The following is a 13,225-nucleotide window of genomic DNA, read 5'->3' on the forward strand; positions in this document are numbered from 1 at the left end:
AACCGCCGTGAATCTGGTGGGGGCCAGGGAGCTGACCGGCGTCAGGCGACGGCCGAGTAGGCGACGACGCCGCGCTTGACCAGGCTGATGGCATCGGAGCAGAGCCGCGAGACCCTGGGTTCAAGCCCGGGGATCTTGGCCAGCTGGTCCAGCAGGTCGATGATCTGCTTGACCCAGCGGACGAAGTCGCCGGCGGCCAGGTCGGTGCCGCTGAGCACCTCCTGAAGGTGCCGGCCCTTGGCCCACTTGAAGACCGGCCAGACCAGCCCCAGCTCCGGTTCCCCGGTCAGGGGCAGCTTGTTCGCCTCCTCGACGTCCTCCAGCGCGGACCATTCCCGGACCACAATGTCGACCGCGGACTCCAGGGAAACGCTCGGCATCTTGGGCCGCAGGCCCCGGTCCTCGCGTTTGGCCTGGTAGACCAGCACGCTGGCGAGGGCCGCGATCTCGGCGGCATCCAGGTCACTGAACGCTCCGAGGCGCAGCGACTGGGAAATCAGCAGGTCCTTCTCGCCGTAGATCCGGCGCAGCCGCTGCCCGTCAGGGCTGATCGAGACCGTTCCGGACTCCCCTGTTTCCAGGTAGCCGTACGCGGAGAGGACACCGCAGACCCTGTCGAAGGTCTTGGCGATGGTGTTGGTCCGGGCCTGGATCTGGCGGACCAGGCCGTCGGTCTCCTGCCGGAGCTTCCACCAGCGCTCGGACCAGCGGGCGTGGTCCTCGCGTTCGCTGCAGCCGTGGCAGGGGTGGGCACGCAGTTCCCGCCGCAGCTCGGTGATCTTCCGCTCCAGGTTGGGCGCCGCGGCGGCGCGGCCGAAGTCCTCGTTGCGGTTCGGCGGCGCCGGCGGCCTGTTCTCCCGCAGCGCGTTGTGCACGGAGGAGGCCAGGTCCCGGCGGGACTTGGGCACCTTGGCGTTGAACGACTTCGGGATCCGCACCCGGGTCAGGGGGCTGATGGGGCCCTCGAGGTCGTGCAGGCCGATCCGGCGCAACTGGTGCTCCATGGTCATGATGGCCGGACGCGGTTCGCGCGACTGGTGGTCGGAGCTGAGGACGACGGCGAGACCGGGCGTGCGGCCGGAGGGCACGTCGACGACGTCGCCGGGCAGCAGCCGGCTCAGGGAGTCCTCGGTGACGGATTTGCGGGCTCGCGAGGAGTTCTGCGACGCCGACTTTTCGGCCTCGGAGAGGGCCCTGCGGATCCGGGTGTATTCGGTGAAGTCGCCCAGGTGGCAGGTCATGGCCTTGTGGAAGCCGGCCAGCGACTCCTCCCGGCTGCGGACCTGCTTGGCCAGGCCCACCACGGACCGGTCGGCCTGGAACTGCGCGAACGAGGATTCGAGGATCTCGCGTGCCCGGGCCCTGCCGAATTGGGCCACGAGGTTGATTGACATGTTGTAGGTGGGCCGGAAGCTCGAGTTGAGCGGGTAGGTGCGGCGGGAGGCGAGGCCTGCGACCGCCGCCGGGTCGGTGCCGGGCTGCCAGAGCACGACCGCGTGGCCCTCGACGTCGATGCCGCGGCGTCCGGCGCGGCCGGTGAGCTGGGTGTACTCCCCCGCCGTGATGTTCACGTGCGCCTCACCGTTGAACTTGTCGAGCTTTTCAAGCACGACGCAGCGGGCGGGCATGTTCACACCCAGGGCCAGCGTCTCGGTGGCGAACACGGCCTTGACCAGGCCGTCGACGAAGAGCTTCTCCACTACCTCCTTGAAGGTGGGCAGCATGCCGGCGTGGTGGGCGGCCAGGCCGCGAAGCAGCCCGTCCCGCCAGCTCCAGAAGCCCAGGACGTCCAGGTCGTCGGAGGGAATGTCCTGGGCGGCCTCATCCACGCGGCTGGCGATGATCGCCTGTTCCTTCTCCGTGGTCAGCCAGAGCCCGGCCGAAACGCACTGGGCCACCGCGGCGTCGCAGCCGGCCCGGGAGAAGATGAAGGTGATGGCGGGGAGCAGATCCATCCGGTCCAGACTGGCGATCACCTGCGGGCGGCTGGCTTTTCGGACCGGGCTGCGCTGCGCGGACTGGGGCGCCTCGTCGCGCTGGTTCCGGTGCCGGCGCTGGCTGCGCCCGCCGTGGCCGAAGCGTCCGCGGAAGTTCATCTGGCTCTCGGCCTTAGCCATCGAGAGTAGTTCCGGGTTGACCTCGAAGCCGGCCTTCTCGGTGATGGGCCGGCGCTTGGCGGGCGCCGCGGGGCGGCTGCCGCCGTCGTCCGTCCTGCCACCCTCGAGGGTGCCGGCAACGGTGACCCCGTCGCCCGCGGCGACGTCGTCCGCATCAGACGGTCCGGCGGCGGCGACCTCGTCGAAGGTGGTGTCGCCGGCAAAGAGGTCAACGATCTTCCGGCCCACCATGACGTGCTGCCAGAGCGGGATGGGCCGGTGTTCGGAGACGATGACGTCGGTCTGGCCGCGGACGGTGTCCAGCCAGGCGCCGAATTCCTCGGCGTTGGAGACGGTGGCGCTGAGCGAGGCCACCTGGACCTCGCTGGGGAGGTGGATGATCACTTCCTCCCAGACCGCACCGCGGAACCGATCGGCGAGGTAGTGGACCTCGTCCATCACCACGAAGCCCAGGTCGTCCAGGGTCTCGGAGCCGGCGTAGAGCATGTTGCGCAGCACCTCGGTGGTCATCACCACCACGGGGGCCTCGCCGTTGATGCTGGTGTCACCGGTCAGCAGGCCCACGTTGTCGGCGCCGTACTTGCCGGCCAGCTCGGTGTACTTCTGATTGCTGAGGGCCTTGATGGGCGTGGTGTAGAACGCCTTGAGGCCGCGCTGGAGCGCCAGGTAAATGGCGAATTCGCCGACGATGGTCTTGCCGGCGCCGGTGGGCGCGGCCACCAGCACCCCGCGGCCGGCCTGCAGGGACAGGCAGGCCTCGCGCTGGAACGGGTCAAGGTCAAAGGCGAGCGAACGGGTGAAACCACCCAGGTAGGTCCTGGCCTCGGCGGCCCGTTCGACGCTGGCCCGGTAGCGCTCGGAGGGCGACTCGGGCTCAGGGTTCAACGACATGCTTCCAGCCTAATGCGCTCCGGCCTAGAGATTCTTCAGTTCGGAGCTGGGGGTGGCGCGGTCTGCCGTGGCCTCGGTCTCGGCGTCGATCTTCGCCGCCTTCTTCTCGCGGCGCCGGTCGTTGAGCAGGCACAACCCGATCGCGGTGAAGAACAGCACCAGCATGGGCACGGCCAGGTAGAACATGCTGGTCGCGTCCGCGCCGGGGGCGGCCATCGCCGCGAACAGGCAGACCAGGAAGACCGTGATCCGCCAGCTCTTGAGCAGCTGGCGGCCTTTGACCAGTCCGGCCAGGTTGAGTCCAAACAGCACCACCGGCAGCAGGAACGCGATGCCGAAGGCGAGCAGCAGACGCAGCACGAAGGACAGGTAGACCTGGGCGCTGATGAAGTTGGAGCCGCCGGAGGGGGTGAACTCGGTGAGAACCCGGACCGCGTTCGGCAGCACCAGCCAGGCCAGCAGCACGCCGCCGACGAAGAGCGGGACGGCCGCGGCCACGAAGGAGAGCGCCAGGCGGCGTTCCTTCTTGTGCAGCCCGGGCACGATGAAGGCCCAGAGCTGGTAGATCCAGACCGGGCTGGCCACCAGCAGGCCGAGGAACACGGAGACCTGGATCATCAGGTCGAAGGAGCTGGCGACGCCGTCGAAGTTCAGTGACGCCTGCCGGCCCTCGTGCTCGTTGAGGTCCCGGATCGGTTTGATCAGGGCCGCGAGGATGGGCTGGTAGACCAGGAAACCGACGACCGTGCCCAGCACGACGGCGATCGCCGACTTAAAGAGCCGGTTGCGCAGCTCTTTGAAGTGATCGATCAGGGCCATCCGGCCCTCGGGGTTCGACCGACGGTTCATGGTCACTCCCATGTGGTTCTAGGCGCGCGTGGACGGGGGAACGTCGGTTCCGCCGCCGGGGTGGCCTTCGGGGCCCGCGGTCCGGGGGTGGTTGACCACGCGGCCCTCGACGGCGTCCGGGTCAACCTCGGCCTCGGGCTTGCCGTCCTTTTTCATTTCGCGGACCTCGGACTTGAAAATCCGCATCGACTGGCCCAGGCTGCGGGCCATTCCCGGCAGCTTCGGCGCTGCGAACAGCACCAGTGCCAGGACGATGATGATGATGAGATGCCAGCCTTCAAGCCTCATGCTGGGTGGTCCTTTCGTTTAGGTACATCCTAATGACTAACGGATATCGAGGTCCCGCAGTGCCTGCGGCTGGCCACGTTCCGTTTTTCGCCGGATCCGGCGAATGCGCCGGGCTTCCTGCCGTGCCGCTTTGGATGCATGGTAATTCTGACGCATCAGCGCGGGAGCGGCAAAAACCGCCGCGCCCGGAGCCGTCACAGGACCCGGGGCGCCGTCGTCTGCCGTTCCGCCGTCCGAGCCTAGGCCGTCCACATGAACAACGGCTGAACCGGGAGTGGACGGCGCCGCCCCGAAGGCCGCGAGCCTGTCCCCCGCCTCACCGAGGTCCTTGAGGGTGGCCATGAACTGCCGGAACAACCGCACGCCGAGCACGCCGATGAAGAGCAGCGACAACGCAATCAGCGCCGTCCAGAGCAGGATCCAGGACCACCAAGGCATGCTGTTCAGTCTAGCCGCGCTGCTGCCGCTGGTGCGCCGGAGCCGGCCGGTGTCCGGCCGCGCCGTACGATTCCAGCGCGGCGGCCAGCCAGTGGGCGGTGTCGGCGGCGAGCCCCGCGGGGGCCACCACGCGGGCGTCGCCGCCGTTGCGGGCCATCAGCATCGGCACCCAGTCGGTGCTGCCGAAGCGCACCTCGGCCATGAGGTTGCCCCCTGGCAGCGGGGCGGTGCGTTCGGCGTAGTACTCGTCCGCCAGGCCCGCGCCGCGCGGGGTCAATTCGAGGACCACGACGGCGTCGTCGTCGTTCGGGGTGAAGAGCTTCACCGGGAAACCGCCCGCGGGCGCGCCGGCGGCGGTCACCGGGCGTCCGTTGGAGCGCAGGTCCTGGATTCGGTCGAGGCGGAAGTTCCTGACCGCCTGTGCCGAGTGGCAGTAGGCCTCGAGGTACCAGGTGCTGTCCAGGGAGTAGAGGCGCAGCGGGTCGATGTCGCGTTCGGAGACGGCGTCCCGTTGCGGGGCGAGGTACTGCAGGTGCAGCTGGGAGCCGGAGCGGATGGCCTCCCGTGCGGTCTCCAGCGCCGCCGAGTCCTGCGGGGTGACCTCGGGACCGGAGAGGGCGGCGGCCTTGAGGCCCTCCTCGCCGGCGGCGGCCATGAGCTTGAGGGTCACGGACTCCAGGGCTCCGCCCTCCGCGATGCCCGGCAGCCCGTTGAGCGCCTCCAGGCCGGTGAGCAGCGCGCAGGCCTCATCGACGGTGAAGCGGACGGGCCGGGTGAGGTCCAGGTCCTGGATGATGAAGACGTGGTCGTCGTCCCAGCGGATGTCCAGCAGGTCGTCCGGGTAGCCCTCCGGGAGGCCGGAGCAGATCAGGATTTGCAGGTCCTCCTCAAGCACCTTCCGGGTGACGCCAAAGCGGTCGGCCACCTCGCTGATGTGCAGTCCCTGGTTGTGCACCAGGAACGGGATCAGCTGGAGCATGCGCTTGAGCTGGTCTTCGGAGGTGCGTTTGCGGGTGCGCTTCCCTGCCTGCGGTCCGGCGGGGGCGAAGTCGACGGCGGGCACCGGGGCGGCCGCAAACTCCGCCGCGGCTTCCAGCCGGCGCAGCACCGCGTCCCGCAGCGGGGCCGGGCCGGCGACGACGGCCTTCGCCCCGTACGCGGCGAGCTCGGCGGCAAACGTCTCCTCGTCCCGGTACGGCACCAGCAGCCGGTCGTAGCCCTCGCGCTGGGCCGCTCCGCCGTCGTCCGCTCCACCGTCCGCTCCGGTCGCCGTGTCCACTGCGCCGGGGTCCGCTGCGTGCCGCCGCAGCCCCGGCAGGGCGCCCGCGGCGACGTCGACGGCGGCGTGCCGGACGGGCAGCTCGGGCAGGGCCGCGAGCTGGTCGCGGACGTTGAACGCCGGCGGCGGGGTGAAGGTTTCCTGCTCCACGACCGTGACGGCGGAGGTAAAGCGGGAGAGCCGGAAGAACCGCTTGTCCTTGCGGCCCCGGTCGTAGCCGATCAGGTACCACTGGCCGAAGCGGCTGCCAAGGCCCCAGGGTTCCACGGTGCGCTGTTCCTCGCGGCCGGTGCTGCCCGCGCGGTAGGCGAACGCCACCGGGTGCTGGGCGTGGACGGCGGTGACCAGGTCCTCGAAGCCCTGCCCGGCGGGGCGGATCCGGGGCTGGACGCCGGCGGGGAGCTCGGCGTCGGCCAGGCCGCCGGCGGCCTGGAGCTTGCGGACGGCGTTGCGGGCGGCGGAGCCCAGCGCTGCCTGCTCCCACAGCTGGGCCGCGAGCATGAGGACCGCGGATTCCTCCGGGGTGAGGCTCACGTCCGGCAGCCGGTTGGATTCCTTGCCGATCCGGTAGCGGGTGGTGGCCGGGTCGTCAGAGCCCCAGCCCTTGTCCATGACGGTCTCCACCTCGAAGCCGAAGCGGCGGAGTTCGTCCTTGTCCCGTTCGAACATCCGCCCGAAGGCGGCCTCGGAGCTGGTGGTGTCGTGGTAGACCTTGCGGCGCAGCTCACCGCGGCGCAGGCCGTAGGTGGTGTTCAGCAGCGCGATCAGCAGGTTCAGGAGACGTTCGGTACGTGAGGCGGACACCCCGCAAGGCTACTAAAGTTCCGCGGCTTTAAACGGCGGAAGCGCGGCACCCGGGGAAGTTGTTTCCTCCTGGGTGCCGCGCTGCCGCGGAAGGTGCCGGGCTTAGGGCCTCGGCAGGGGTGGTACCCCCTTAGCGGACGGCCACGAGGTCGACCACGAAGATCAGGGCCTCGTTGGGGCCGATCGCTCCGCCGGCGCCACGGGAGCCGTAGGCCAGTTCGGAGGGGATCTCGAGCCGGCGGCGACCGCCGACCTTCATGCCCAGGAGGCCCTGGTCCCAGCCCTGGATGACCTGGCCGACGCCGACCCGGAAGTCCAGCGGTGCGCCGCGGCCCCAGGAGGCGTCGAATTCTTCACCGGTGGACCAGGCCACTCCCACGTAGTGGGTGGACACGGTGTCGCCGGCCTTGGCCTCGGCGCCGTCGCCCTCGATCAGGTCCTTGATGACCAGCTCGGTGGGGACATCGCCTTCCGGGAAGTCGATCTCGGGCTTCTGGCGGTCGAGGTTGCGCTGTCCAAATGACATGTGTGCTCCTTCGGGGGTGCTTGGGTGTGGTGCGGAATGCGGAAGGGTTACTTGACGCCGAGGATGTCGACGACGAACACGAGGTCGCCGACCGGCTGGCCGCTGGCGGCAGTGGCGTCGGGGTAGGCGAGGGCCTTGGGAACGACCAGGAGGACGCGGGAGCCGACGGTCTTGCCGGCCAGGCCCTGGGTCCAGCCCTTGATCACGCCGTTGAGCGGGAAGGAGGCCTTCTTGCCGCTGTCGAAGCTGGAGTCGAAGACCTTGCCGTCGGCGAGGGTCGCTCCGACGTAGTTCACCGTGATGGTGTCGGTCTCCTTGATGGCCTGTCCCTTGCCCTTGATCAGGTCCTGGGAGACGAGCGCGGTCGGTGCCGCTACGCCGTTGACGGAGATGACCGGAACACCCTTGTCGTTATCCTTGACGGTCGGCAGGCCGGCCGGCGGTGTCACGGCGTCGCCTTCGGGCTTGTCGAGGACCTTCGGGGCATCCTTGGCGGCCAGGATCTTGATGACGATCAGCTGCGAGGGCTGCGCGGGGGCACCCTCGGCGCCGGCCTGGCCGGGGACGGCGAGGGCCAGTTGGGAGCCGACCTTGGCGCCGACGAACGCGTTGTAGATGACGGCGCTGCCGGACTTTAGGTCGTCATTGAGTTCGAGCTTCTCCGGGTCCTTCGGGAAGGTGTCCTCAACGGTGGAACCGTCCTTGCCGTTGAACGCGACGATCGAGATGTCCGCGACCTGGTTCGCCTTGACCTTGTCGCCGTTGCCTTCGGTGACCACCTTGATGGTGGGGTCCTTGACCTCCAGCGGCTTGGCGAAGTCGACGCCGGGGGCCTTCTTGTCGCCGTTGTCGGTCAGTTTCAGCGAGTCCAGCTTCGCGGTCTCGCCGGCGGACTGGCTGGTGGGCTCCGGGGCCGCCTTGTCGCCGCCACTGCAGGCGGTGAGCAGCAGCAGTCCGGGAAGAAGAATTGCTAATAGTCGGCGCACGTAAGAACTTTCGTCGGGGCAGGATGGACGCCATGCCGGGCTCATGCCGGCGGCAAGGCAAGCGGTTGCCGGGAAACGGCACCTTCTCCAGAGTAACGCGGAAAGCTGGGTATCAGCCCATAGAGTCCAGCAGGGCATCCACCCGGTCGTCCACGCTGCGGAACGGATCCTTGCAGAGGATGGTCTGGTGGGCGCGGTCGTTGAGCTTGAGGTGGACCCAGTCGACCGTGTAGTCCCGGCCCAGTTCCTGGGCCCGGCGGACGAAGTCGCCGCGGAGCTTCGCGCGGGTGGTCTGCGGCGGGGCGTCGACGGCGTCCTTGACCGCGGTGTCGTCCACCAGTCGCCGGGCCGCGCCGCGCGACTGGAGCAGGTAGAACAGCCCGCGGCTGCGCGAAATGTCATGGTAGGTCAGGTCCAGCTGGGCGATCCTGGGGGCATCCAGTTCCAGGCCGTGCCGGGTCCGGTAGCTGTCCATCAGCTTCTTCTTGATGGCCCAGTCCACCTCTGTGTCGATGGGGCTGGTGTCCCCGCTCTCGATCGCGTCCAGCGTCCGCTCCCAGAGGTCCAGGATCAGCGGGACGTGGGCGTTGTGCGCGCCCTTGTCCGCCACGAACTCGGTGACCTTGTTCAGGTATTCGCGCTGGATCTCCAGGGCGGTGAGCTGCCGGCCGTTGGCCAGGCGGACCAGGGCCCGGCCGGTCAGGTCATGGGAGATCTCGCGGATGCTCCGGATCGGGTTCTCCATCCGCATGTCGCGCATGATTACCCCGGCCTCGATCATCCGCAGGATCAGGTCCACGGTGCCGACCTTGAGCAGCGTGGTGGTCTCGGACATGTTCGAGTCGCCCACGATCACATGCAGCCGTCGGTAGAACTCGGCGTCGGCGTGCGGCTCGTCACGGGTGTTGATGATCGGCCGTGACCTGGTGGTGGCCGAGGAGACGCCCTCCCAGATGTGGTCCGCGCGCTGGGAGAACGCGTAGGTGGCCCCGTGCGGGGTCTTCAGGATCTTGCCGGCACCCGCAATCAGTTGGCGGGTGACCAGGAACGGGATCAGGATCTCGGCCAGCCGGGAGAACTCGCCGCGGCGCGGGATGAGGTAATTCTCGTGGCTGCCGTAGGAGTTTCCGGCCGAGTCGGTGTTGTTCTTGAACAGGTAGACGGTGCCGTTGAAACCCTCGGCGGCGAGCCGCTCCTGCGCCTCGGCCACGAGGTCATCCAGGATCAGCTCGCCGGCGCGGTCGTGGGCGATCAGCTGCACCAGGTCATCGCACTCGGCGGTGGCGTACTCCGGGTGCGATCCAACGTCCAGGTATAGCCGTGAGCCGTTGGTGAGGAACACATTGGAGGAGCGTCCCCAGCTGACCACCTTGCGGAACAGGTAGCGGGCCACTTCCTCCGGGGCGAGCGGCCGGGACTCCGGGCTCGAATAGGAGATCCCGAATTCGGTTTCGATGCCGAAAATTCTCTTGTCCATGTCAGTTTCCCTCCGCCAGCAGCGCGGCAAGTTCGGCGTCGTCGAGCCGGCGGAAGGCCCGCCGGGTGCCGCGCGCGGTTTCCGAGCCGCGGTCCAGGACGGCCACCTCGACGGCGGTGACCGGCAGCGCGTCCGCGTCCCGGTCCGCCACGAGGCCGGCCAGCGCGAGCCGGATGGCCCCGCCGAAGTCGAGGTCCCCGCGCCAGCCGTCGGCCACGGCCTCGGAAACCTTGTCGGCCTGTCCGCCCATCACGATGAAGCCCTGTTCATCGGCGATCGAACCGTCGAAGGTAAGCCTGTAGAGGTGGTCCGCCTCCTGGACGGGTCCCACCTCGGCGACGGCCAGCTCCACCTCGAAAGGCTTCTGCTCCGCGGTGAACACGGCCCCCAGGCTCTGGGCGTAGACACTGGCCAGGCCGCGCGCGGTGACGTCCTCACGGTCGTAGGAGTAGCCGCGGACGTCGGCGTAGCGCACCCCCGCCTGCCGGAGGCTCTCGAACTCGTTGTACTTGCCGACCGCGGCGAAGGCGATCTTGTCGTAGATCTCGCCGATCTTGTGCAGCGACGGGGAGGGGTTCTCCGCCACCAGGGCGATGCCGTCCCGGCAGCTGACCACCACCACGGACCGGCCCCGGGAAATACCCTTCCGGGCGAAGTCGGCCCGGTCCTTCATGAGTTGTTCCGGGGAGACGTAGAACTGCTGGGTCATCTCAGGCCTCCCTCTGTGCGGCCGTGCGGGCATCGATGATGCCGCCGGCCACGGCGGCCAGCTGCGCTTCGGGGACCCGGACCGCGCCGGCCCGGTCGACGGTGTAGACCACGGGCCAAAGCTGCCGTACGGGGTCGGGCCCGCCGGTGGCGGAGTCGTCGTCGGCGGCGTCGTAGAGGGCCTCGACGGCCACCTGGACGGCGTCGGCGCCGCTGAGCCCCGGCCGCCACAGTTTCTTCAGCGCGCCGCGGGCGAAGACGGAGCCGGAGCCGACAGCGTGGTGCTCCTGCTCCTCGTAGCGGCCGCCGGTCACGTCGTAGGAGAACAGCCGGCCGATGCCCGCCGTGCGGTCGAAGCCGGCGAACAGCGGGACCACGGCCAGGCCCTGCATGGCCATCGGGAGGTTGCCGCGGACCATGGCGCCGAGGCGGTTGGCCTTGCCGTCCAGGCTCAGCTGCGTGCCCTCGATCTTCTCGTAGTGTTCGAGCTCGACCTGGAAGAGACGGGTGATGTCGATGGCGATGCCGGCGGTCCCGGCGATGCCCAGCACCGAGTAGTGGTCGGCCGGGAAAACCTTTTCGATGTGCCGGCTGGCGATCATGTTGCCCATCGTTGCGCGCCGGTCCCCCGCCATCAGGACTCCCCCGGCGTAGGTCAGGGCGACGATCGTGGTGGCGTGCGGCACTCCGGCCAGGGCCGAGCCGTTGCCGGGAAGGTGGCCGGCGGTCAGTCCCGCCGGGGCGCCGGACCCCGCAGAGAGTGCGTTGTAGGGCAGCAGTTCGGGCCGCGAGCGTTGCAGGTGTTCGGCGAATGAGGACGACGCCCCCGCCATCACCTGGTCGGCTGAATTGTCCAGCATTGGTGCACTCCCTCCACGTAGTGAATCAATGGCTGCCGCGGCCCGTCCGCGGCCCGGGGCTGGCTACTGGCCGCCCTTTTGCACGAATGCGCGGACGAACTCCTCGGCATTGGATTCCAGGACGCCGTCGATTTCGTCGAGCAGGTCGTCCACGCCCTGGGTCGCCTCTGAAGCCTGGGCCTCGGGCGCGGCGGGCGGCGGGGCGACGTCCTCCTCGACCTCGGTGTCGCGGGACTGCGGCTGCATCTGCTCCTGGCCTGCCATGATCTTCTCCTTCGCTGTCCGTCCCGCTCGGCGCGGGACTTCCTGTAAGCCATATTGCCACGCTGCCGGACCCTGCGGGGGCTTTGGCGTCAGGAGGCCGGCGCCTGCCCCAGCAGCTCTGCCAGGAACGCCCCGGCGTCCTGGTGCCGGTCGAACAAAGCGCCGGTCAGGGCCTCGGTTCCGCGCAGCGGTTCGCGGGTGGGGACGCGCTGCAGTTTGCCCCGGCCGGGGAGGTCGAAGATCACGGAATCCCAGCTGGCACCGACCAGGTCATGCCCGAAGCGGCTGACGCAGCGGCCGCGGAAATAGGCCCGGGTGTCCGACGGCGGCTCGCCGACGGCGCGCTCGATCTCCGCCTCCGTGGCAACCCGTTGCATCCGGCCGCGGGCGAGGAGCCGGTGGTAGAGGCCCTTCTCGGGGCGGATGTCCGCCCACTGCAGGTCCACCAGGCCCAGCCGGGCATCGGACCAGTCCAGCCCGTCCCGCTGCCGGTAGCCCTCCAGCAGGGACAGCTTGGCCAGCCATTCCACGGAGGACGCGGCCGCCGCCCGGTCGCCGTCGAGCGCGGTCAGCGTCGCAGCCCACCGGTCCAGCAGCGCGCGGGTGTGCCCGTCGCCGTCGACGGCGTCGCCCACCCCGGTCTCTTGGGCGAGCTTGGACGCGGCCTCGTGGTACATCCACTGGATGTCCAGGGCGGTGACGCGGCGGCCGTCCTTGAGCCGAAGCGTGCCGGTCAGGGCCGTGTCGTGGCTGACGGACTGCAGCGCCGCCACCGGGTCGTGGACCTCGATCCGCGGGGCCAGGCCCGCTTCGATCAGGCTGAGGACCGCCGCGGTGGTGCCGAACTTGAGGTAGTTGGCGGCCTCGCTCAAGTTGGCGTCGCCGATGATCACGTGCAGCCGGCGGTACTTGTCCGCCGTGGCATGCGGTTCGTCGCGGGTGTTGATGATCGGCCGTCGGATGGTGGTTTCCAGCCCCACCTCGGTCTCGAAGAAGTCGGCGCGCTGGCTGATCTGGTAGCCGGCGCGGGAGCTGTCCTGGCCGAGACCCACGCGGCCCGCCCCGCACATGACCTGCCGGGTGATGAAGAACGGCGTCAGGCCGCGGACGATGTCGCCGAACGGCGTGGAGCGCGGCATCAGGTAGTTCTCGTGTGAGCCGTAGGAGACGGACTTGTTGTCCGTGTTGTTCTTGTAGAGGTTGATCGGCGGCAATTCCGGGTCGGCCGCCAGCCGGCGCACGGCGGCGAGGGCCACCAGGTCACCGGCGGCGTCCCAGACGACGGCGTCGTGCGGGTTGGTGACCTCGGGGCTGGAATACTCCGGGTGGGCATGGTCGACGTAAAGCCGGGCCCCGTTGCCCAGGACCATGTTCATCAGCAGCGAGCCGGACTCGTCCTCGCCGTCGCGCTCCAGCTCGCCGCGGCCGTAGGCCAGCGCCACCGACTCGGCATCAAGCACCGGCGGCCGGTCGGTCAGCTGCTCGGGATCCGCCGCGGCCCGCTCCACCGTCCAGCCGCGGGCGTCGTGCAGCGGCTCCTCGTCGGTGTAGTCCCAGCGGGTTTCCGCTCCGCCGGCGGCCCGCTGGCGGGTGACCTGGGCGTATGCCTGGATCACCCGGGCGGACATCATGGTGGCGTTCGCGCCCGGCGCGGACGGGGCGTGGATCCCGTATTCGGTTTCTGATCCCATCACCCGCATCACGCCGCCGGCGGGCAGGGCGCCGGTTCCGGCGGCGG

12 protein-coding genes are annotated in these 13,225 nt (G+C 69.4%); all 12 read right to left on the bottom strand.

Annotated features, from left to right (window positions below; genetic code table 11):
• Positions 1 to 41: 41 nt before the first annotated feature.
• Positions 42 to 3,008, bottom strand: coding sequence for a DEAD/DEAH box helicase (locus QWJ39_RS11030; RefSeq protein ID WP_290257834.1), 2,967 nt, complete (start codon positions 3,006 to 3,008; stop codon positions 42 to 44).
• Positions 3,009 to 3,032: 24 nt separating this feature from the next.
• Complete coding sequence (gene tatC, locus QWJ39_RS11035) at positions 3,033 to 3,827, bottom strand: twin-arginine translocase subunit TatC (protein WP_290257899.1); 795 nt, start codon at positions 3,825 to 3,827, stop codon at positions 3,033 to 3,035.
• A 48-nt stretch (positions 3,828 to 3,875) separates the two neighbouring features.
• Positions 3,876 to 4,145: a Sec-independent protein translocase subunit TatA gene (tatA, locus tag QWJ39_RS11040; RefSeq protein ID WP_290257835.1), complete on the bottom strand. Its 270-nt coding sequence runs from the start codon at positions 4,143 to 4,145 to the stop codon at positions 3,876 to 3,878.
• Positions 4,146 to 4,181: 36 nt separating this feature from the next.
• On the bottom strand, positions 4,182 to 4,583 hold the full coding sequence (locus QWJ39_RS11045; protein ID WP_290257836.1) for a hypothetical protein: 402 nt from the start codon (positions 4,581 to 4,583) through the stop codon (positions 4,182 to 4,184).
• A gap of 10 nt (positions 4,584 to 4,593) precedes the next feature.
• On the bottom strand, positions 4,594 to 6,666 hold the full coding sequence (locus QWJ39_RS11050; protein WP_290257837.1) for a WYL domain-containing protein: 2,073 nt from the start codon (positions 6,664 to 6,666) through the stop codon (positions 4,594 to 4,596).
• Between the two features lie 130 nt (positions 6,667 to 6,796).
• A complete protein-coding gene (locus tag QWJ39_RS11055) occupies positions 6,797 to 7,192 on the bottom strand; it encodes an FKBP-type peptidyl-prolyl cis-trans isomerase (protein ID WP_290257838.1) in 396 nt (131 codons plus the stop codon).
• A 47-nt stretch (positions 7,193 to 7,239) separates the two neighbouring features.
• Entirely contained in the window at positions 7,240 to 8,178 is a 939-nt protein-coding gene (locus QWJ39_RS11060; protein ID WP_290257839.1) for an FKBP-type peptidyl-prolyl cis-trans isomerase, read from the bottom strand.
• 112 nt (positions 8,179 to 8,290) lie between these two features.
• Entirely contained in the window at positions 8,291 to 9,655 is a 1,365-nt protein-coding gene (gene pafA, locus QWJ39_RS11065) for a Pup--protein ligase (RefSeq protein ID WP_290257840.1), read from the bottom strand.
• A gap of 1 nt (position 9,656) precedes the next feature.
• The gene (gene prcA / locus QWJ39_RS11070) at positions 9,657 to 10,364 is read right to left on the bottom strand and encodes a proteasome subunit alpha (RefSeq protein WP_290257841.1); all 708 of its coding nucleotides are present in this window, start codon (positions 10,362 to 10,364) and stop codon (positions 9,657 to 9,659) included.
• Position 10,365: 1 nt separating this feature from the next.
• Positions 10,366 to 11,223, bottom strand: coding sequence for a proteasome subunit beta (gene prcB, locus QWJ39_RS11075; RefSeq protein WP_290257842.1), 858 nt, complete (start codon positions 11,221 to 11,223; stop codon positions 10,366 to 10,368).
• A gap of 63 nt (positions 11,224 to 11,286) precedes the next feature.
• The gene (locus tag QWJ39_RS11080) at positions 11,287 to 11,487 is read right to left on the bottom strand and encodes a ubiquitin-like protein Pup (RefSeq protein WP_290257843.1); all 201 of its coding nucleotides are present in this window, start codon (positions 11,485 to 11,487) and stop codon (positions 11,287 to 11,289) included.
• Positions 11,488 to 11,576: 89 nt separating this feature from the next.
• The gene (gene dop / locus QWJ39_RS11085; RefSeq protein WP_290257900.1) at positions 11,577 to 13,187 is read right to left on the bottom strand and encodes a depupylase/deamidase Dop; all 1,611 of its coding nucleotides are present in this window, start codon (positions 13,185 to 13,187) and stop codon (positions 11,577 to 11,579) included.
• Positions 13,188 to 13,225: the final 38 nt, after the last annotated feature.

Source organism: Arthrobacter sp. YD4 (assembly GCF_030410515.1).
Classification (GTDB): domain Bacteria; phylum Actinomycetota; class Actinomycetes; order Actinomycetales; family Micrococcaceae; genus Arthrobacter.